Source organism: Rhizobium sp. R339 (assembly GCF_002211395.1).
Taxonomy (GTDB): Bacteria; Pseudomonadota; Alphaproteobacteria; order Rhizobiales; family Rhizobiaceae; genus Rhizobium.
This window is the reverse complement of record NZ_LOKV01000024.1, coordinates 109,110-129,412: the sequence shown is the minus strand read 5'-3', so window position 1 is coordinate 129,412 and position 20,303 is coordinate 109,110. Positions and strand designations below refer to the sequence as shown.

At 60.3% G+C, this 20,303-nt stretch carries 20 protein-coding genes; 10 read left to right on the top strand and 10 right to left on the bottom strand.

Annotated elements, in window-relative coordinates:
- Positions 1 to 2 precede the first annotated feature (2 nt).
- From rfbB to rfbA, 3 genes are read left to right on the top strand one after another with little or no spacing between them, the layout of a single operon-like run.
- Entirely contained in the window at positions 3 to 1,058 is a 1,056-nt protein-coding gene (rfbB, locus tag ATY76_RS23370) for a dTDP-glucose 4,6-dehydratase (RefSeq protein ID WP_088677093.1), read from the top strand.
- Between the two features lie 3 nt (positions 1,059 to 1,061).
- On the top strand, positions 1,062 to 1,949 hold the full coding sequence (gene rfbD / locus ATY76_RS23365; RefSeq protein WP_088677092.1) for a dTDP-4-dehydrorhamnose reductase: 888 nt from the start codon (positions 1,062 to 1,064) through the stop codon (positions 1,947 to 1,949).
- Positions 1,950 to 1,958: 9 nt separating this feature from the next.
- Positions 1,959 to 2,828, top strand: a complete 870-nt coding sequence (gene rfbA / locus ATY76_RS23360; RefSeq protein WP_088677091.1) for a glucose-1-phosphate thymidylyltransferase RfbA — start codon at positions 1,959 to 1,961, stop codon at positions 2,826 to 2,828.
- Positions 2,829 to 2,878: 50 nt separating this feature from the next.
- On the opposite strand, the gene ATY76_RS23355 is transcribed toward rfbA, so the two are convergent.
- The 8 genes from ATY76_RS23355 to ATY76_RS23320 all read right to left on the bottom strand — a co-directional run bounded on the left by ATY76_RS23355 (position 2,879) and on the right by ATY76_RS23320 (position 11,713).
- The gene (locus ATY76_RS23355) at positions 2,879 to 3,490 is read right to left on the bottom strand and encodes a riboflavin synthase (RefSeq protein WP_088677090.1); all 612 of its coding nucleotides are present in this window, start codon (positions 3,488 to 3,490) and stop codon (positions 2,879 to 2,881) included.
- A complete protein-coding gene (gene ribD / locus ATY76_RS23350; protein ID WP_088677089.1) occupies positions 3,490 to 4,617 on the bottom strand; it encodes a bifunctional diaminohydroxyphosphoribosylaminopyrimidine deaminase/5-amino-6-(5-phosphoribosylamino)uracil reductase RibD in 1,128 nt (375 codons plus the stop codon). The genes ATY76_RS23355 and ribD overlap by 1 nt, the downstream gene beginning before the upstream one ends.
- Before the next feature lie 3 nt (positions 4,618 to 4,620).
- Positions 4,621 to 5,097, bottom strand: coding sequence for a transcriptional regulator NrdR (gene nrdR, locus ATY76_RS23345; protein ID WP_088677088.1), 477 nt, complete (start codon positions 5,095 to 5,097; stop codon positions 4,621 to 4,623).
- 9 nt (positions 5,098 to 5,106) lie between these two features.
- Positions 5,107 to 6,405 carry a serine hydroxymethyltransferase gene (glyA, locus tag ATY76_RS23340; RefSeq protein ID WP_088677087.1) on the bottom strand — a complete coding sequence of 433 codons (1,299 nt, stop codon included), beginning with the start codon at positions 6,403 to 6,405 and terminating at the stop codon, positions 5,107 to 5,109.
- Positions 6,406 to 6,621: 216 nt separating this feature from the next.
- Positions 6,622 to 7,923 (bottom strand): L,D-transpeptidase family protein, encoded by a 1,302-nt coding sequence (locus tag ATY76_RS23335; RefSeq protein WP_088677086.1) that lies wholly within the window; start codon positions 7,921 to 7,923, stop codon positions 6,622 to 6,624.
- Positions 7,924 to 8,578: 655 nt separating this feature from the next.
- A complete protein-coding gene (locus ATY76_RS23330; RefSeq protein ID WP_088677085.1) occupies positions 8,579 to 10,189 on the bottom strand; it encodes a hypothetical protein in 1,611 nt (536 codons plus the stop codon).
- A 441-nt stretch (positions 10,190 to 10,630) separates the two neighbouring features.
- Positions 10,631 to 11,146: a MarR family winged helix-turn-helix transcriptional regulator gene (locus ATY76_RS23325; protein ID WP_008522155.1), complete on the bottom strand. Its 516-nt coding sequence runs from the start codon at positions 11,144 to 11,146 to the stop codon at positions 10,631 to 10,633.
- A 129-nt stretch (positions 11,147 to 11,275) separates the two neighbouring features.
- Positions 11,276 to 11,713 (bottom strand): DUF6163 family protein, encoded by a 438-nt coding sequence (locus tag ATY76_RS23320; RefSeq protein ID WP_088677084.1) that lies wholly within the window; start codon positions 11,711 to 11,713, stop codon positions 11,276 to 11,278.
- 131 nt (positions 11,714 to 11,844) lie between these two features.
- Between ATY76_RS23320 and hemB the strand changes: the two genes are divergently transcribed.
- From hemB to ATY76_RS23290, 6 genes are all read left to right on the top strand, one after another.
- Positions 11,845 to 12,858 carry a porphobilinogen synthase gene (gene hemB, locus ATY76_RS23315; RefSeq protein WP_088677083.1) on the top strand — a complete coding sequence of 338 codons (1,014 nt, stop codon included), beginning with the start codon at positions 11,845 to 11,847 and terminating at the stop codon, positions 12,856 to 12,858.
- Positions 12,859 to 12,931: 73 nt separating this feature from the next.
- Complete coding sequence (locus tag ATY76_RS23310; RefSeq protein WP_088677082.1) at positions 12,932 to 13,390, top strand: RDD family protein; 459 nt, start codon at positions 12,932 to 12,934, stop codon at positions 13,388 to 13,390.
- Positions 13,391 to 13,570: 180 nt separating this feature from the next.
- Entirely contained in the window at positions 13,571 to 14,347 is a 777-nt protein-coding gene (locus ATY76_RS23305) for an arginyltransferase (RefSeq protein ID WP_088677081.1), read from the top strand.
- Positions 14,348 to 15,235 carry a DMT family transporter gene (locus tag ATY76_RS23300; protein WP_088677080.1) on the top strand — a complete coding sequence of 296 codons (888 nt, stop codon included), beginning with the start codon at positions 14,348 to 14,350 and terminating at the stop codon, positions 15,233 to 15,235.
- Between the two features lie 58 nt (positions 15,236 to 15,293).
- Entirely contained in the window at positions 15,294 to 15,515 is a 222-nt protein-coding gene (locus tag ATY76_RS23295; protein ID WP_088677079.1) for an AbrB/MazE/SpoVT family DNA-binding domain-containing protein, read from the top strand.
- Positions 15,512 to 15,904 (top strand): type II toxin-antitoxin system death-on-curing family toxin, encoded by a 393-nt coding sequence (locus tag ATY76_RS23290; RefSeq protein WP_088677078.1) that lies wholly within the window; start codon positions 15,512 to 15,514, stop codon positions 15,902 to 15,904. Before ATY76_RS23295 ends, ATY76_RS23290 begins: the two co-directional genes overlap by 4 nt.
- Here ATY76_RS23290 and ATY76_RS23285 read toward each other — a convergent pair.
- On the bottom strand, positions 15,894 to 16,352 hold the full coding sequence (locus tag ATY76_RS23285; RefSeq protein WP_088677077.1) for an SRPBCC domain-containing protein: 459 nt from the start codon (positions 16,350 to 16,352) through the stop codon (positions 15,894 to 15,896). The two genes, ATY76_RS23290 and ATY76_RS23285, sit on opposite strands and share 11 nt — an antisense overlap.
- Before the next feature lie 216 nt (positions 16,353 to 16,568).
- A complete protein-coding gene (gene parC, locus ATY76_RS23280) occupies positions 16,569 to 18,824 on the bottom strand; it encodes a DNA topoisomerase IV subunit A (protein ID WP_088677076.1) in 2,256 nt (751 codons plus the stop codon).
- Positions 18,825 to 19,058: 234 nt separating this feature from the next.
- Between parC and ATY76_RS23275 the strand changes: the two genes are divergently transcribed.
- Positions 19,059 to 20,246 (top strand): hypothetical protein, encoded by a 1,188-nt coding sequence (locus tag ATY76_RS23275; RefSeq protein ID WP_088677075.1) that lies wholly within the window; start codon positions 19,059 to 19,061, stop codon positions 20,244 to 20,246.
- The last annotated feature ends 57 nt before the right edge of the window (positions 20,247 to 20,303 follow it).

Below are 20,303 nucleotides of genomic sequence, written 5' to 3'. Positions count from 1 at the left end.
CCATGCGCATCCTGGTCACGGGCGGAGCGGGCTTCATTGGATCGGCATTGGTGCGCCATCTCGTCAGCGAGATCGGTGCCGACGTACTGAACGTCGACACGCTGACCTATGCCGGCAATCTGGCATCATTGAAATCCGTCGAAGCAGCGCCGAATTATCAATTCCTGCGCGCCGACATCTGCGACCACTCCAAGATGCAGGAAGCATTCGCGTCCTTCCGTCCCGATCTTGTCATGCATCTCGCAGCCGAGAGCCATGTCGACCGCTCGATCTTGGGGGCCGCCGATTTCATTCAGACCAATATCGTTGGTACATTCAGCCTGCTGGACGCCGCACGGCACTATTGGGATGAGCTTGACGCTCGCCGGAAGAGCGCCTTCCGCTTTCTGCACGTCTCGACGGACGAGGTCTACGGCTCGCTCGGCGACGAGGGCCTCTTCGAGGAGACGACGCCTTACGATCCGTCCTCGCCCTACTCCGCGTCCAAGGCCGCGAGCGACCATCTGGCGATCGCCTGGCACCGTACCTACGGCCTGCCCGTCGTGGTCTCCAATTGCTCCAACAACTACGGACCGTTCCATTTCCCGGAAAAGCTCATTCCGCTGATGATCCTGAACGCACTGGAGGGCAAGCCTCTTCCGGTTTACGGCAATGGCGCGAATGTCCGCGACTGGCTCTATGTCGAAGACCATGCCCGCGCGCTCCTCACGATCGCATCGAGAGGGCGGCCCGGCGAAAAATACAATGTGGGCGGCCGCAATGAGCGCAGGAACATCGATGTCGTTCATCGCATCTGCGCCATTCTCGACGGCGTCTACAATGACAGGGCACCGCATGCGCGTCTGATCACCAACGTCACGGACCGCCCCGGACACGACGCACGCTATGCGATCGATGCCTCGAAACTGGAAAGCGAACTTGGCTGGAAGGCGCAAGAGACCTTCGAAACCGGCATCGAGAAGACCGTGCACTGGTACTTGGAAAACGAATGGTGGTGGAGGCCGCTGCGCGAAAACGTCTACTCCGGCGAACGCCTCGGCGTTTTCAAGGGACCATAAACGATGCGCGTTGCCGTCACCGGTAAACAGGGCCAGGTCGTTCAGTCGCTGCTCAGACGCGGCACCGAAACGGGCGTCGAAATCAGCCCGGTCGGGCGCCCGGAAATGGACCTTGCAGATCCTGCAAGCATTGCAGCCGCCTTCTCGGCTCTGCGCCCGGATGTGATCGTCTCGGCAGCCGCCTATACGGCAGTCGACAAGGCCGAGAGCGAACCCGAGCTTGCTTTTTCCATAAATGCGGCAGGCGCCGGGGCGGTTGCAGAGGCTGCAGCACGGCTCGGGGTCCCGGTCATCCATATTTCGACCGACTACGTCTTCAGTGGCGACAAGGCCTCCGCCTATTGCGAAGAGGACGCGACGGCGCCGATCTCCGTCTATGGGCGTTCGAAACTCGCGGGCGAGAAGGCCATCGCGGCGGCGAGCCCGAACCACGTCATCTTGCGCACCGCCTGGGTCTATTCGCCCTTTGGCACCAATTTCCTGAAAACGATGCTGCGGCTTGCGGAGACGCGCGATCATCTTCGTGTTGTCGCCGATCAGACAGGATGCCCGACTTCGGCACTCGACATCGCCGACGCGATTCTTGCGATCGCGGCCCGTGTTGTAGCGGACCCTGCGCCATCGCTCCGCGGCACCTTTCATCTGACCGGCAGCGGCGTAGCAAGCTGGGCGGACTTCGCCGAAGAGATATTCACGGAGCTTTCCAAATCCAGCGGCAGAAACGTCGGCGTCGAGCGCATCCCGACGGCGGACTATCCGACACCGGCCAAGCGCCCCGCCAATTCGCGTCTCAACGGCGACAAGCTCGCCAGAACATATGGAATCCGGCTCCCGGAGTGGAAGCAGTCCATGACGATTGTCATGCAAGACCTTTTGAATAAGGGTCTTTAAGGAGAAAGCATGAAGGGGATTATTCTCGCCGGCGGCACGGGCACGCGTCTGCATCCGATCACGCAGGCCGTCTCGAAACAGTTGATGCCGGTCTACGACAAACCGATGATCTACTATCCGCTGACGACGCTCATGCTCGCCGGCATCAGGGAACTGCTGATCATCACCACGCCTCACGACGTCGAAGCCTTCAAGCGCCTTCTCGGCGACGGCTCGCAATGGGGCATTTCGCTGACCTATGCCGTACAGCCGAGCCCGGACGGCCTCGCCCAGGCCTTCATCATCGGCGCCGACTTCGTGCATGGCGACAGCTCGGCACTCGTTCTCGGCGACAACATCTTCTACGGGCACGGACTGCCGGAAATCATGAAATCCGGCACGAGCCGGCAGGAAGGCGCGACAGTGTTCGCCTATCACGTCACCGATCCGGAACGCTATGGCGTTGTCGGCTTTGACGAAAAGATGAATGCGCTGTCGATCGAGGAGAAGCCGACGCAGCCGAAATCGAACTGGGCGGTGACCGGCCTCTATTTCTACGATCAGCAAGTGGTCGATATCGCCGCCAACCTGAAGCCGTCACCGCGCGGCGAATTGGAAATCACCGATGTCAACCGCGCCTATCTCGAGCGCGGCCAGCTTTTCGTGGAGCTGATGGGCCGAGGCTATGCCTGGCTCGATACCGGTACGCCGGATAGCCTGCACGATGCCGCAGGTTTCGTCAGCACACTGGAGAAACGCCAGGGCTTTAAGATCGCCTGCCCGGAAGAAGTCGCCTGGCGCATGGGTTACATCTCGCAGGACGACCTCGCCAAGCTGGCGGAGAAGCTCGGCAAGAGCGCCTACGGCCAGTATCTGACGAAGCTCTCCCCGGTTTGGTGAGCTATCTGGCCAGCCAGACGCTCCAGCGGGAAACCCCACAGATTTTCGATTCAGGCGCTCGGGAATTCCGCCAGCCGGGCGGCGTAACGCGCCATGGTGTCGACTTCGAAATTAACGAAATCGCCGGCCTTGCGGTCACCCCAGGTGGTCACTTCGAGCGTGTGGCGGATGAGCAGGACGTCGAAATCCGTGCCGTCGACGGCATTGACGGTCAGCGAGGTGCCGTCGAGGGCGATCGAACCCTTGGGGGCGACGAATTTTGCCAGATGTTCGGGTGCGCGCAGGCGGTAGCGCGTGGCGTCGCCCTCCGATGTCACGGAAAGAATTTCCGCCTTGCCGTCGACATGGCCGGAAACGATGTGGCCGCCGAGTTCATCGCCGATCTTCAGCGACCGTTCGAGATTGATGCGGCTGCCTTCCCGCCAGGTGCCGATCGTCGTCAGCCGCAGCGCCTCTTCCCAGGCCTCGACCTCGAACCAGCGGCCGTTGCTGCCTTCCTGCGGCAGGCCGGTCACGGTGAGGCAGATGCCCGAATGTGAGATGGACGCGCCCATATCGATGGTCGCCGGGTCGTAACTCGTCGCGACGCGGAGCTTGATGCCCTCCTTCAGCGACGAAACGGATTCGATTGTACCGACATCAGTGACAATTCCGGTGAACATCAATTCTCTCTTTCATATTCATCCAGGCGATCAGCGCCGAACATATGCGTGCCCCTGTGGGCAAAACCGGATGGTATGTCGGTTGCCTGCAACGGGGATTCAATACCGCCCTCGCCGATGACGACGGGTGCCTGGTAAAGCTGGATGCGATCGACAAGGCCGGCTTGGAGGAAAAGCTTCGCGGTCTTTGCGCCGCCCTCGACCAGAAGCGAGGAGATGCCGCGCGTCGCCAAGGCCGGCAGCAGGACTTCAGGGTGATAGGGATTGCAGTAGACGATCTCGACACCGGCGGCTTCGAGAGCGGTACGGCGGGAATCTATGTCAGACACGGTGGGTGGAGTACCCCCCTCTGACCCCAACGGCGAAACATCTTCACTCGCCACCAAGATGACCGGCACTTCCCGCGCCGTTGCAACCAGCTTGCTCGTCAGCGGTAACGCCAGTGCGGGATCAAGCACGATACGAACAGGCGAATAGGCTTCGAGACCCGGCGTGCGCACCGTCAGCAGCGGATCATCCGATATCGCCGTGCCGATGCCGACCAGGATCGCGTCGGTTTCGGCGCGCAGCGCCTGAACCTCGGCGCGGGCCTCCGGTCCCGTTATCGCCACCTGGCCTTCCCCCTGGCGGCCGATCATGCCATCGGCGGAAACGGCAAGCTTGAGAGTCACATAGGGGCGGTTCTTCGTCTGGCGGGTGAGATAGCCGGCAAGGGCGCGCCGGCCGTCGGCCTCCAGCACGCCGGCATCCACCTCGATGCCCGCGTCGCGCAGCATGGAAATGCCGCGGCCGGAGACGCGGGGATCGGGATCGGTGACGCTGATGACGACGCGGGCAACGCCATAGGCGATCAGGGCCTCGGCGCAGGGCGGCGTCTTGCCGTGATGCGAGCAGGGTTCGAGCGTGACATAGGCGGTGGCGCCACGGGCGCGTTCGCCGGCCTCGGCGAGCGCCTGCGGCTCGGCATGCGGGCGGCCGCCGATGGCGGTGACCGCCTGGCCGACGATGACGCCATCCTTGACGATCAGGCAGCCGACGGAAGGGTTGCTGGCGGTACGGCCGAGATGCGCGCGCGACAGGCGGATCGCCGCCGCCATGAAACGTTCGTCATGCGGCGAGATGCTCATGGCTCATCCGTCCAGCGGGTCGCGGGCGATCTTGGCGTTGATTTCCGAAATGACTTTCTCGAAATCCTCGGCCAGCGAGAAATCCCGATAGACCGAGGCGTAGCGCACGAAGCCGACATCATCGAGGCTCTTCATCGCCTCGAGCACCTGAAGACCGATCTGCTCGGAAGAGATTTCGGTCTCGCCGGAGCTTTCAAGCCGGCGGACGATGCCGGAGACGGCGCGCTCGATGCGGTCCCGCTCGACGGGCCGTTTGCGCAACGCCACTTCGAAGGAGCGCACCAGTTTTTCGCGGTCGAAGGGTACTTTGCGGCCGGTTTTCTTGGTCACCATCAGCTCGCGCAACTGCACGCGCTCGAAGGTGGTGAAGCGGCCGCCGCAATCCGGACAGATACGCCGCCGGCGGATGGACGTGTTGTCCTCCGCCGGGCGCGAATCTTTAACCTGAGTATCTTCCGAACCGCAATAGGGGCAGCGCATCGCTACTCCTTATCCCATGTAGTCATACATTGGGAAGCGGTCTGTGAGGTTGACCACCTTGCCGCGCACGGCGGCTTCGACGGCGGCGTTGCCTTCATCGGAATTGGCGGCCTTCAGGCCATCGAGAACCTCGACGATGAGATTGCCGATTTCGCGGAATTCAGCTTCCTTGAAGCCGCGCGTCGTGCCGGCGGGGGCGCCGAGGCGCACGCCGGAGGTGACGAAGGGCTTTTCCGGATCGAAGGGAATGCCGTTCTTGTTGCAGGTGATGTAGGCACGGCCGAGCGCCGCCTCGGCGCGCTTGCCGGTGGCGTTCTTCTTGCGCAGGTCGACCAGCATCAGGTGATTGTCGGTGCCGCCAGAAACGACGTCGAGGCCACCCGCGATCAGCGTTTCGGCAAGCGCCTTGGCGTTCTTGACGATCTGAGCGGCGTATTCCTTGAACTCAGGCTGCAGCGCTTCGCCGAAGGCAACCGCCTTGGCGGCGATGATGTGCATCAGCGGACCGCCCTGCAGGCCCGGGAAGACGGCCGAGTTGAACTTCTTGGCCAGATCCTCCTCATTGGTGAGGATAACGCCGCCGCGCGGGCCGCGCAGCGACTTGTGGGTCGTGGTCGTGGCGACATGGCAGTGGGGGAACGGCGACGGATGCTGGCCGCCGGCGACGAGGCCGGCGATATGGGCCATGTCGACCATCAGATAGGCGCCGACCGAGTCAGCGATCTCGCGGAAGCGCTTCCAGTCCCAGATGCGGGAATAGGCGGTGCCGCCGGCGATGATGAGCTTCGGCTTGTGCTCTTCGGCCTTGCGGGCAACCTCATCCATGTCGAGCAGATTGTCACCTTCGCGCACGCCATAGGACACGACGTTGAACCACTTGCCGGACATGTTGACCGGCGAACCGTGCGTGAGGTGGCCGCCCGAATTCAGATCGAGACCCATGAAGGTGTCGCCGGGCTGCAGCAGCGCCAGGAACACGGCCTGGTTCATCTGCGAGCCGGAATTCGGCTGGACGTTGGCGAAATTGACGCCGAACAGCTTCTTGGCGCGCTCGATGGCCAGTTCCTCGGCAATATCGACGAACTGGCAGCCGCCGTAGTAGCGCTTGCCGGGGTAACCCTCGGCATATTTGTTGGTCATGATGGAGCCCTGGGCTTCCAGCACGGCGCGGGAGACGATGTTCTCGGAAGCGATCAGTTCGATCTCGTGCCGTTGGCGACCGAGTTCCTTTCCGATCGCGCCGAAAATCTCGGGATCGACGTCCGCAAGCGAGCGATTGAAGAAGGATTCGGTGGAAGCATTGGTCATGGGCGGGCTCCTCAACTGGAATGCGCTGAGGTATTAGCCTTCCGCCGTGGCAAGGGCAATACGAAGAACGACATTTGCTGGGCAAAGCGCGCGCTCCAGTCATTTTGCGACAGCGCAAAGCGAAGAACCGGCGGTCACGTTACCGCGCGCCCTCCCCGGCATAAAAAAACCGCGCCGGGAGGGCGCGGTTTGAAGATGCGATGCAGAGGTCGCCGCTTACTGAACCGGCTGTTCCATGCCGGCCGTGGTATCGAGCGCGAGCTCGGCATTGCCGTCCATCTGATAGATGTCGTCGCGGAACTGGACGATGCCGTCGGGCATGCCCCAGGCGGAGATGTAGACGAAATAGACGGGAACTTCCGTGGCCAGCTTGACCGGCGTGTTGACGCCGCTTGCGATCACCTGCTCCATCTGCTGGCGGTTCCAGCCCGGCGTCTCGCTCAACAGCCAGTTCGTCAGGTCGCGGACGTTCTGCACGCGGACGCAGCCCGAGGATTCGAAGCGCATCAGCTTGTTGAACAGGCCCTGCTGCGGCGTGTCGTGCATGTACTCGCCGTTCTTGTTGTAGAAGTTGATCTTCGTCGACGCCATGGCGTTGATCTTGCCCGGGTCCTGGCGGAACATCAGGTTCGGCGCCTCGCCGTTCCAATCGACGGTTTCAGGCGCAACCTCGTTGCCCTTGCCGTCGATCAGGCGGATGGCGTTCTTTTCGAGATAGGTCGGGTCCTTGCGCATCAGCGGCATGATGTCCTTCTCGACGATCGAGCGCGGCGCGGTCCAATAGGGGTTGAGGATAACCTCATAGACCTTCGAGTTGACGATATGCGTCGGGCGGCTCAAGCGGCCGACGACCGCGGTATGACGCGTCGCGACGCTGCCGTCTTCGACAGCTTCGACGTAGGCGGCCGGGATGTTGACCATCAGGTGGCGGCGGCCAAGGTCTTCGGGGAAGGTCTGCAGGCGAATGACATTGGTGTTGAGCTGCTGCAGGCGGACATCGGCCGGGATGTTCATCGCCTTCAGCGTGAATTCGCCGAGAACGCCATCGGCCGGAAGGCCGTGACGAGCCTGGAAGCGCTTGACCGCACCATCGACATAGGAATCGAAAGCGTTCGACAGGCCGGCTTCGCGCGGCAGGTCGCCGGTGATCGCGAGGCGCTGGCGCAGCGCCTGGACCGAGGGATGGCTGACGCCGAGCTGCAGGCGCTGATCACCGGGGTTGACTTCAGGCCAGCCGCCGGCGGCTGCAATTTGCTGATACTGCATGATCGCCTGCTGCGCGCTGGCGACCGATTGGGGGCCGAGAATCGGCGTGTTGGAAACGACGGCGGTTGCCGTGCGCGAAGCCGCCTTGGCGTCGAACTGATCGTCCCAGTTGCCGCGGCGCGGCGCATTGATCAGCGTATCGAGCGCCGATTGCGCAAGCGCCGGAGCGGCAATCGCGCTGGCGCCAATCGTGGCCGCGGACGCAAGGAAAGCGCGGCGCGAGAGAGCTTCATTTCCGTTTTTCTTCGACATAGTCCCAACCACTGAATGCCGCTATGAAGGAAGCGCGGCCCTTTGCGATATCACTGCGCGCTAACGCAGATCCCTATCCATTCGTTCTCCCGGCGCATCAGAAAATCCCGCCCGCCGCATCACAAAACCGCGATGCGAAAGCCTGAACGTTCCTGGTCCATTGAAAGCGCCGGTTGTTAAGCATTCCGCTGCCACACCAATATGGCCAATTCGTGTTGCCGGGTGGGAAGACAAGCCGCCGGCTCCGGGAACACGACACAACGAACCATATGACGGGGTAAATCGTGCCGGTTAATAACGGCTAAAAAACGGCTTGGATATGGGCGACAACGCTTGCCTGCCGTGCGTTGCAAAGATGCCACGCGGCAAACGGCGAAACCGGAGGCGCAGGGAATGCATCCGGTTTTCTTCAACCCTAAAAGGAGTTAGAGGTCTTACAGACGGTAACAGGTCAGAATTGTTGCCCAATGAAAATTATAAGTAATGCAGCGGCTTTTCTCACGGTTGACGCCGCTTGCCGTTCTGTTGGCTGCCTAACGAAAGCCCACAGACAATTTTCAATGGCTTTACTCACCTCTCGTGGAAATCAACCGCTGCTGCCGCTCGATATCGAGCAAGCGTTGGATCAAGCCGTAGCGCATCGCCCGCAGCTCGTTCACCTTACTTTCCTTGGCGACTTCTCGCAGAGCGTTCCCAGCCCTATCCATAATTTCAGAAAGGTCTCACTAGGGTTCGCCACGGTAAGATACTGGCGAATTGCGTGGATGATGTTGCTTAGACGCTCTCCCTCGTTTTCCTTAAATACACGCAAGTACTCTTCCATCGGTAGCGCAGCGAGTCGCTGGGTCACCTCACGGTCGAACGCCCGATCTACCAAGGCGGCGAAGATATCATCCCGCCCCATCTTGGGTTTCTGAGACTGGCTCGCATCGTCAATAAGCTGCCAGATATCTTCCGGGATTTTCTCGTAGTAGCGCGCGATATCGCTTACATCGAAGGCTCCCTCAACGGCCTTTTTTTCCGAGATGTACATTTTGACGATCGTGAGGTAGCGATCGTCTTCTAAGTCGTGAAAAAGCTTCGCGACCCCATAGATCTCGGTCAGAATAAGGTTCGCGATGTTCTCCTCGACAACTCTAAACAATTGATCAAGGGCTTCGTCTGCGCTCGTTTGAAAAGAGTAATTGAATTGGTTCCATGCATCCCTCAGCCGAGCCTCGACCTTGCTGCGTATATCTGCATGATGGAGAAGCGTGGCATGCTCTTCTAATTCGCTGGCGATGAAATAACCGCGCTGGATCCCTCTTAGAAGGGAAAGATCGAACTTATCGGCATGGCCGAACCGATAGCCCCTCAGCAGATCTCGCCACTTGAGATCAAGGTCTGTGTCTTCCTTGTCGGAATCGTAAGTATTGGCTCGTTTTAGATACTCAAGGTCGGGTCCTACTTCCGGTTCAAAGTAACTCCATCCCATAAGGACTACTGTGCTCACGGCATTTTCGGTAACGATGGGAGCGTAGTCCTTCAGCAGCGGCGCCAAACCCTTCACCAGCCCATACACTTTCCGGATCACCCGGACATTGCTGATTCCCAAGAACATGGCACGTTCACGGACCATCTTGCTCAGTTCATCGTCATCGGGAAGAGCGATGAATCCGATTTCCTCGGCCGTAGGCTCGAAGCGAAGATGGATATCGACCACCTTCTCAAGGTACGAATCGTATGTCTTGCGGTCTTCTAACTGACTGTCGTTTAGCAGGAGAACGATTTTACAGCTGCGCTCCTCCTTAAGATACGTCATCAACCCCATTACATCAGAGGCTCGAAGTTTCTCGCCCTTACGTTCGAAATCATCGAGGCAGATGATCATGCGATTGGTGAGGAACCCCATGGCCGAGACAAGCGCTTCCCCGCGTGTTCCCAACACGCCGGTGACGGATTTCACGATACCCTTTTTCAAACCACTCTCGGCGGTGCTGAGCATGTTGCTGAAGGTCGTCAGGTCCGGAGTGTCTCCGATCTGGGCACGAACCACCATGCTCTGCAGGATCTGCGTCTTGACCTCAGCGATACTGTTCAGGCCGAACAGCGAAACATAGGCGTACTCATTGAGCGCAATCGCCCCCGGCTTATCGCGTAGCGCCCGCACCGTGCTTTTCCAATTAAATGTCTTGCCCGTGCCCCAGGCGCCGCTGATGCAAAGAACCTGCGGGTCGGAGGTGGACAGAAAGGTCTCTATGGCACTACGGACATTCTTGACTGACATAGGCAACTCCGGATCGAGACCACAACCCATAGCAGAAATCACTGCCAACATTCGAGGGGTGAGACATCTTTAGAGCGTGAGTAATTTAGTAGGCAGCCTGCTCGTCACTTTGTCCGATCTGGTCGAGAATTGGCGTGAGGCGATGAATGTCATGTATAAGGAGGATGGTTGTGACGCGGAGGCAAGCTCGTGCTTACCATTCCGCCATCCCGAGCCCCAAGTAATACTCTGTGCGATGATTTGCGGGAGGGGGACCACTCATTTCGGAGGTCGAACTAGACTGCTCTCTTCGGTGATCGGCCTAGCAACGGCATAGGGAAATCCTTTAAATAACTAACACACGCGTAAACAGGCGCAACGGCACGCCTTCTCAAGCACCGTTGCGCCTCGTCGCGCCAGTTAGGAGGTCTAATAAGCCCTCAGGGAAAAGGGCTTAGCAGATTACAGGCGATATAGGATCTGGTCATTCCAGAAGCGGTCGAGACGCTGCAGCAGCTTGTTCATCTGGGTGAACTCGTCGGTGCCGATGCCGCCGACCTTGTCGATCGAGGCGATGTGGCGTTCGTAGAGCTTGGCGACGGTTTCGGCGATGTCCTGGCCGGTTTCGGTCAGGCTGATGCGGACCGAGCGGCGGTCGATGCGAGAGCGCTGGTGGTTGATGAAGCCGAGATCGACCAGCTTCTTGACGTTGTAGGAAACGTTGGAGCCGAGATAGTAGCCACGCGAGCGCAGCTCGCCGGCGGTCAGCTCGGAGTTGCCGATGTTGAAAAGGAGCAGCGCCTGGATGGCGTTGACGTCGCTGCGGCCCTGACGGTCGAACTCGTCCTTGATGACGTCGAGAAGACGGCGGTGAAGACGTTCGACAAGATGAAGGGATTCCATGTAAAGATCACGGATGCCCTGATCCTGCTGGTCACGGAAGTTAGATACCGCCTGCGGCTTGATTTTCGTATTCATATTGACTGCCTCACTGTTTGTTTGGCGGTGTCGTTTTCTTCCCGCCTTGAGTGAGACCCTATCGAATACATATAAAATTCGACTTAAACCGCAGGCTTAACGGAGCCTTACTGGAAACCCCACGTTGTCTCAGGGTAAATCAACGCTTACCTGGCGGCGGTGCCGGCGCTTTTCCAGCCAGAGCAGCAGGCGGAAAATCCAATAGACGACGGCGACCATGGCATGCAGCAGGATGATCAGCTGGTTGGAGCCGAAGATCTCGGGCAGCAGCCCATGCATGACGATCTGGCCACCGGCCGCCAGCACCCAGATGACGGGACCCCATGAGACGGTCAGCCAGAGGCCGAGGGAAGCGACGGGGAACAGCACGGCAAGGCTGGTGCTCGCCACCTTCCACGGCAGGCTCAAAAGATCGAAGCGGCCGCTGCCGACCAGCGAATAGCCGACGAGCATCGCCCAATACTGCAGGCCGAACCAGAAGCAGGATACCGCCACCAGCCGGAGGAAGAGAATGAAGAGAAGATCCGCCAGCGTGCGTTTCGGTATCGTCGGAGAGTCGGTTTCCATAGCGCAAACTTCGGTTTCGGGGTTCTATCGTTACGAGCGGTTTTCCGCCGCGGCCAATCGTCCGGTTTGGATTTTCCGGGCGCCATGATAATGAGCGCTCCGATAAATGGAATGGGCCAGGGACAGATATCATGCAGGACAGGACGCATCTCGTCGACGAAATCACCGGCCATCGCCGCATGCGGCGCAACCGCAAGGCGGATTGGACGCGCCGCCTGGTGCAGGAGAACCGGCTGACGGTCGACGATCTGATCTGGCCGATCTTTATCGTGCCGGGCTCCGGCATTATCGATCCGATCCCGGCCATGCCCGGCGTCAACCGCATGAGCATCGACACGGCCGTCGAAGCCGCGCGCGAAGCGGCCGATCTCGGCATTCCGGCGCTTGCGACCTTCCCGAATATCGAGATGGAGCTGCGCGACGAGACGGGCTCGAACAGCCTCGAAGCCAACAACCTGATCAACCAGGCGACGGCGGCGATCAAGAAGGCGGTGCCCAATATCGGCGTTATCACCGACGTCGCGCTCGATCCTTTCACCAGCCACGGCCATGACGGCATCCTGAGAGGCGGCGAGATCGTCAATGACGAGACGGTCGATCAGGTGGCGCGCGCCGCCGTGATGCAGGCCGATGCCGGCGCCGACATCATCGCGCCGTCGGAAATGATGGACGGACGCATCGGCGTGATCCGCATGGCGCTCGATGCGGCCGGCCACCAGAACGTCGGCATCATGAGCTATGCGACAAAATTCGCCTCCGCGTTTTACGGACCCTATCGCGAGGCGATCTCGACCGGCGGACTGCTGAAGGGCGACAAGAAGACTTATTATATAGACCCCGCAAACGGCACCGAAGCGATCCGCGACGCCGCCCTCGACGTCGAGGAAGGCGCCGACATGCTGATGGTCAAGCCCGGCCTGCCCTATCTCGACATCTGCTGGCGCATGAAGGAGGCCTTCGGCCTGCCGACTTTTGCCTATCAGGTGTCCGGCGAATACAGCCAGATCAAGGCGGCGGCGATGAACGGCTGGATCGACGGCGAGCGGGCGATGCTGGAAACGCTGCTGTCGTTCAAACGGTCGGGCTGCGACGGCATCCTCACCTATTTCGCGGTCGAGGTGGCGAAAATCCTCAGCAAACGCTGATTGGGATGGGGATGATTGTATTTCGTCTTGCTGACACCATATCAGCGGCATCGCTTTTCCTGAGGAGATTGAGATGAGCTACAACCCCAACCCGCTTTATGCCGCACCGGAGGACTGGCGCGCCTATAGCGGCGTGTTGAGCCGCCGTGTCTTCGCCTTCATCCTCGATTATATCATCGTGGCGCTGCTCTGGATTCCCGCAGCGGTCGTGCTGTTCTTCCTGTCGATCCTCACGCTCGGGCTTGGCTTTTTTCTCTACCCTGCCCTCTTCGTCATCGTCGCCGGCATTTACTTCGGCCTGACGGTCGGCGGATCGAGCCAGGCCTCGCTCGGCATGCGTGCGATGGGGATCGCGATGATGCGCGTCGATGGACGGCCGCTGGATTTCCTGACGGCCGTCGTACATCTGGCGCTGTTCTGGATCCTCAATTCGGTGCTGACGCCGCTCATCCTGCTTGTCGGCCTGTTTACCGAGCGCAGCCGCCTCATCCATGATCTGCTGGTCGGCACAGTGACGGTGCGCACCGCCTGAAACCCGCGGCGGAGACGAAATAAAGTCTCCGCCTTCCCTTTGCCGGGTGTTGCAGGGCTCCATATCTAAAATTAGAAGACTGAAATGAAGGGCGGAAACCGCCCCGCTGTTGACGTTTTCTATTCTTAGGTCATGCTGTCAGAAAACGGCACTGTCTCGACAAGGAAACTTCCGCGACAAATGAATACGCAGACGACGCCATCCCCGCAGTTTTATCTGACGGCACCGGCTGCATGTCCGTATCTGCCGCATGAGATGGAGCGCAAGGTGTTCACCCATCTCGTCGGCCCGCGCGCCGCCGAGATGAACGACATCCTGACGCAGGGCGGCTTCCGCCGCTCGCAGAACATTGCTTATCGACCGGCCTGCGAGTCCTGCCGCGCCTGTGTTTCCGTGCGAATTCTCGCCCAGGAATTCGAGCCGACGAAATCGATGAAGCGGGTGCTCGCCGCCAATTCCGACGTCATCACCACCGAGTTCGCTGCCCAGCCTTCCAGCGAGCAATATTCGCTTTTCCGGCGCTACCTCGATTTCCGCCACCAGCAGGGCGGCATGTCCGACATGACGGTGCTCGACTATGCGATCATGGTGGAAGATACGCATGTGAACACGCGAATCATCGAATACCGCCGGCGCGAGGAAGGCTCGGGGCTGGAGGAGCGGCCGAAGGGCGAACTGCTCGCCGCTGCGCTGACCGATACGATGAGCGACGGGCTTTCGATGGTCTATTCCTATTTCAACCCGGCGCTCGAACGGCGTTCGCTCGGCACTTTCATGATTCTCGACCATGTCAGGCGCACCAAGGCGCTCGGCCTGCCGCATGTCTACCTCGGCTATTGGGTGCAAGGGTCACGAAAGATGGACTATAAAACACGTTTCCAGCCGCAGGAGCATCTGACGCCGCGCGGCTGGGAGCGTTTCGATCCCTCCACGATGCCCGAAAGCACCCACGACTGAATGTCTTTTCCCACCGCTCTTTCCGACCACCGGAAGGGCCTGCTGCTGACGGCGATCGGCGGCCTGGCGCTTTCAATGGATATTCCGCTCGTCCGCCTCGGCGAGGGCGACATCTGGTCGGTCCTGGGGGTGCGAAGTGCGGCCACCGTTGTCGCCACGCTCGTCATCCTCGCGGCAATGCGCCTTGCCTCGGGCAGATGGCCGGTCCTCGTTCCCGGGCGGCCCGGCCTGATGACGGGTCTGCTCTACGGTATTTCGTCGCTGACCTTCGTGCTCGCCGTCTTCAACACGACCACAGCCAATGTCGTTTTCATCGTCGCCTTCAACCCGATGTTCGGGGCGCTTCTCTCCTGGATTTTCCTCAAGGAGAAGCCACAGGCCGCGACGCTGATCGCCATGCTCTTCATGATCTTCGGCGTCGGACTGATCGTGCGCGAAGGGCTTTCCAGCGGCCATTTCTTTGGCGACGCCATGGCGCTACTCAGCGCGCTCATTCTTGCCGCAGCCATCACCATCGGGCGAGCTTCACGCCGGGAAATGGGCTTCGTGCCACTGCTTGCCGCCATCCTGCCGACCGCGCTCGGGCTCGCGCAAGCTCTGCCCTCGGGGCTTTCCATCGACCATCCCGGCTGGATCCTTTTCAACGGCGCCATCATGATGCCGGTCGCCTTCTGGTGCCTCGCGACCGGGCCACGTTATCTTTCCGCGCCCGAGGTCGGCATGTTCTATCTGCTCGAAACCGTTCTCGCCCCGATCTGGGTCTGGCTGATCTTTGCGGAAACGCCGGCGACAATGACACTGGTTGGCGGTGGTATCCTGGTGACGGCGATCGCCGGGCATTCGGTCTGGATGGTGCGAGGGAAGAACGTCAGGCAGGCCCCGGAATAGGTGTTGCCGGGTTTCCGCGCCCATGTTATAACGCCGTTACCACGCAGAGGATAGAGCGATGAACGTCACGATCCGCAAAATCGGAAACTCCGAGGGTGTCATCATCCCCAAGGAGGTGTTGCAGCGATTGGGCCTTAGCAGTGGTGACAGCCTTGAACTGCAGGAGATCGAGGGCAATATCCACCTCGTGCCGGAATCAGCAGATCTGGCTGAACAAATGCGGGCGGCCCGCATCGGCATGGAAAAATATCGGGTAGCGCTCCGCGAACTCGCGAAATGATACGGCTGAAATGGCTCAGTCGCCAAGCGGTCGAAAATATGCATGCTGAGCAGATTGCCGAACATGGCGGTTTGTCGGGCCTACGGGATGCAAATGCATTGGAGACAAGCTTGGCACGCCCACTCAATAAAGCTGCCTATGGCGAAACCGACATCTTCGTACTCGCCGCAGCCTATCTTTACGGCATTGTGAGAAACCATCCCTTCGTGGATGGAAACAAACGCACCGGCTATCTCGCCGCGTTTACTTTTCTCTATGTCAACGGTTACATCATCGATGCCGATAACGCGCAGGTTATCGCATTTGTGCTAGACGTCGCCGCCGGCGAGATCGATGAGGAAGGCGCGACCCGCTTCCTTCGGGATTTCAGCGTACCGCTCACCCCGTAGCCTTCAGCTGCTGCTCCTCCAGCTCCCTGCCAAGACCTTCGACGACATGCGCCCAGCCTCGGCGGGTCTTTTCCTCGTGTTCGGCCCATTCGGCGCACATTTCGTGGGTCAGCGTCAGGCGGCTGCCGCCGCCGAGAGGTTCGATGTCGATCTCGACGCGGTCGCAATTATGGTCGTGCTCCTCGACCGAGAAACTGAAGGCCATGTGCCGAGGGCGTTTCAGCTCCAGAAAAACACCCTGATGGAAGGCATCGCCGGTCGGGCGACGATCGACGATGAAGAAACGGCCGCCGACGCGCGGATCGATCTCGGCACGGATGACATGGCCGTCATCAGTCGCAAACAGAAAACGGCGGGCAATTTCGGGATTGAGCCAAGCGTCGTAAACGGCAGCGGGCGGCGCCTTGTAGGTGTGGCTGACATGCAATTTGATGGTCGCGGCGGGCATCGATTTTCCTCCTTTAAGGGCACGCGCGCCTTTCCCGAAGCGCACGGGTCACAGCCGCACCGTCCGCCCACGGAACCGGCCTTCTCTTATTTTTGATAACAGGAGTGAGATAGAGAAGTTCCCGCGCCCGCCAAGAGCGGAGCGCGGAATTTACTTATGCAGCAAATCTAGGTGTTACGGCGCGCTTGTCTCTGTAAGAGACGAGCGGCTGCGAACTCAGCCGGCGAACTTGCCGCTGCGCGGAAAGCCCTTCGGCACGGTGCGTCCGGCGGTGGCGCGATCGGCCAGCCATTCGGCAAGCTCGTCCTTGTTCTTCGTGAAGGTGCGGCCGGCGCTGTCCTCCCAGACGAGGCCATCTGCGATCGCGAAGCAGCGAACGTCGGAGATGCCGCCATCCTTGTAACGCTGCAGGCGCACACCCTTGCCGCGCGACATTTCCGGCACCTGCACCAGCGGGAAGACCAAGAGCTTGCGGTTTTCGCCGACGACAGCGACATGGTCGCCGGTGACGGGCACGAGCAGCTGTGTTTCCTCGGGCAGCGCGACGTTCATGATCTGCTTGCCCTTGCGGGTGTTCGCGACGAGTTCGGCTTCCGGCACGACGAAGCCGTTGCCGGCGGTCGAAACGATTAGCTGCTTGCGCGAGGGATCGTGCACGAAAGCGGTCAGCACCGCCTGGTCGTTATCCATGTCGACCATGATGCGCAGCGGCTCACCGTGGCCGCGGCCGCCCGGCAGCTTGTCGCCGCCAAGGGTGAAGGCCTTGCCGCCGGTCGTGACGATCAGGATCTTGTCGGTCGTCTGCGCGGGGAAGGCCACCTTCAAGCCGTCGCCTTCCTTGAAGGTCAGCGTCGCCGTATCGGCGATGTGGCCCTTCAGCGCGCGGATCCAGCCCTTTTCGGAAATGACGACGGTGATCGGCTCCTTCTCGATCATCGCCTGTTGGATCGCCTCCTCGTCGGCTTCGGGCGCATCGGCAAACTGGGTGCGGCGGCGGCCGACCTCGGTCGCCTTGGCGAACTTCTTCTTCACCTCGCCGATTTCCCAGGCGACCGTCTGCCACTGCTTGTCGTCGGAGGCAAGCAGCGCTTCGATCTCGCCCTTTTCCTTGGTGAGTTCGTCGAACTCCTTGCGGATCTCGAACTCTTCGAGCTTGCGCAGAGAGCGCAGCCGCATGTTGAGGATCGCCTCGACCTGATTGTCGGTGAGATCCCAGCGCGCCACCATGACCGGCTTCGGCTCATCCTCCTCGCGGATGATCCTGATCACCTCGTCGATATTGAGATAGGCGATCAGCAAACCGCCAAGGATTTCGAGACGTTTTTCGATCGCCGCCAGGCGGAAGCGCGAACGGCGCTGCAGCACTTCGCGGCGGTGATCCAGCCATTCCTTCAGCACCTCGTTCAGCGCCATGACCCTGGGAATACGGCCCATGGACAAGACGTTCATGTTCAGCGGGAAGCGGCTTTCCAGCTCCGTCAGCTTGAACATCGATTCCATCAGGATCGTCGGATCGACGCTGCGGCTCTTCGGCACCAGGACGACGCGGATGTCCTCGGCCGATTCATCGCGGATGTCTTCCAAGAGCGGCAGCTTGCGGGCGATCAGCAGCTCTGCGATCTTTTCGATCAGCCGCGACTTCTGCACCTGGAAGGGAATTTCGGTGATGACGATCTGGTAACCGCCGCGGCCGAGATCCTCGGTCTGCCATTTCGCCCTGACGCGGAAACCACCGCGGCCGGTGCGGTAGCTCTCGATGATGCTCTCGCGGCTGTCGATGATGATGCCGCCGGTCGGGAAATCCGGGCCGGGAATGAACTCGATGAGCTTCTCGACGGTCGCATCGGGATGCTTGATCAGGTGCAGGGCGGCGTCGCAAAGCTCGTGGGCATTGTGTGAGGGGATCGAGGTCGCCATGCCGACGGCGATGCCGGAAGAGCCGTTGGCGAGCAGGTTCGGGAAGGCGCCGGGAAGGACGACCGGCTCGGAATTCGATTCGTCGTAGGTGTCACGGAAATCAACGGCATCCTGATCGATGCCTTCGAGCAGCAGTTCCGAGACCGCCGTCATCTTCGATTCGGTGTAACGCATGGCGGCGGGGCTGTCGCCGTCGATATTGCCGAAATTGCCCTGGCCGTTGACCAGCGTGTAGCGCTGCGAGAAATCCTGGGCGAGACGGGCAAGCGCATCGTAGATCGACTGGTCGCCGTGCGGATGGTAGTTACCCATCACTTCGCCGACGATCTTGGCGCATTTCCTGAAGGCCGAAGTCGGCCGCAGCCCCATTTCGTTCATCGCATAGACAATGCGGCGATGAACGGGCTTCAGTCCGTCGCGCACGTCAGGCAGGGCGCGATGCATGATGGTCGACAGCGCATAGGCGAGATAGCGCTGCTCGAGCGCCGCCTTGAGGTCGACCGGTTGAATGTTGTCGTCGTCTCCGCCGGAAGGCGGCAAAATCTCTTGTCCCATAGGCCTTGACTAGCTCAGAAGAGCCCGGGGGGCAAGGAATCCAGCCTATTGCAGCTGTGGATGAAGTCTTCCGGCCAACGTTGAAGGATGAGACAAGCTGTTCGCCGCAATTTCGATTTCGTTTGCCCTTCCCTTCAACAAAAAATTAGTGGGCTGCAATATAAAGCCGGCCTAATCCGTAGTAGCGTAACTGCAGATTTCCAAACCGCCACACGCCACCAGAGGAATCACCCCATGAACTTTTACCGGACAACGCGGCTGATGCTGTCGAGCGCAGCCTTTTTCTCGCTCGCCGGCTCGGCTTTCGCTCTCGACGGCGCCGACTTGCTGAAGAAGCTCAATGCCGCCTATGCCGAACAGGGCGGAACGATTTCGGCTGACGGCGTGGATATCGACGGCACGACCGTGATTTTGAAGAATGTCAGCGTCAAGCCGACCGGCGGCGAAAGTCTCGCCATCGGCGAAGTCACCCTTTCCGGCGTGGAAGAAGACGAAGACGGCGGTTATTACATCGAAGAAGCCGCCTTCCCTGACATCAACACGACGAAGGAAGGCGTCACGGTGACGGCGCAGGAGCTGACGCTCGGCGGCATCTCGGTTCCGGCAACGCCGGGCGGTGACTCGCTCGATACCATGATGCTCTACGAGAACGCTCATACCGGTCCGCTGAAGGTGGTCAAGGATGGTGCGGAAGTCTTCTCCGTGCTCGAAAGCGATATGAATCTGACGCTGCGCGAAGACGAATCCGGCTTCGATTTCGATGGCGCCTTCAAAAGCATGAAGGCCGATCTCAGTAAGGCCGAGGACCCGCAGAGCAAGGATGCGATCGAGAAGCTCGCCCTTCAGCACGTTCAGGGTGACATTACCATGAAGGGCGCCTGGGAACTCGCGCCGGGCACGATCGACATTTCGGAATTCGCCCTGGACTTCAACAATATCGGCAAGCTCAATCTCGGCTTCAAGATCTCTGGCTATACGATGGCCTTCGTGAAGTCGCTGCAGGATGCGATGAAGGAATCCGAGACCAATCCGAACAAGGAACAGGCGCAGCAAGCGCTCGGTCTCGCCATGCTCGGCTTGATGCAGCAGCTCTCCTTCGAGGGCGCACAGGTACGCTTCGAAGATGCCTCGATCACCAAGCGCGCGCTCGATTATGCCGGCGCACAGCAGAACATTTCGGGCCAGCAGATGGCGGACTCGCTGAAGGCGATGACCCCGATCATGCTGGCGCAGTTCAATGTGCCGGAGCTGCAGAACGCCGTGTCGGCTGCCGTCAACACCTTCCTCGACGACCCGAAGAGCCTGACGGTGAAGGCCGCTCCTGAAAAGCCGGTACCGTTCCCCACGATCGTCGGCGCTGCCATGGGCGCTCCGAACACGCTGCCGCAGGTGCTCGGCGTCAAGGTTTCGGCGAACGACTGATCGACTGGTTTCACTATTGAAGGGCCTGGCAGCGTGTGACTGACCCCAGCAGCTGGT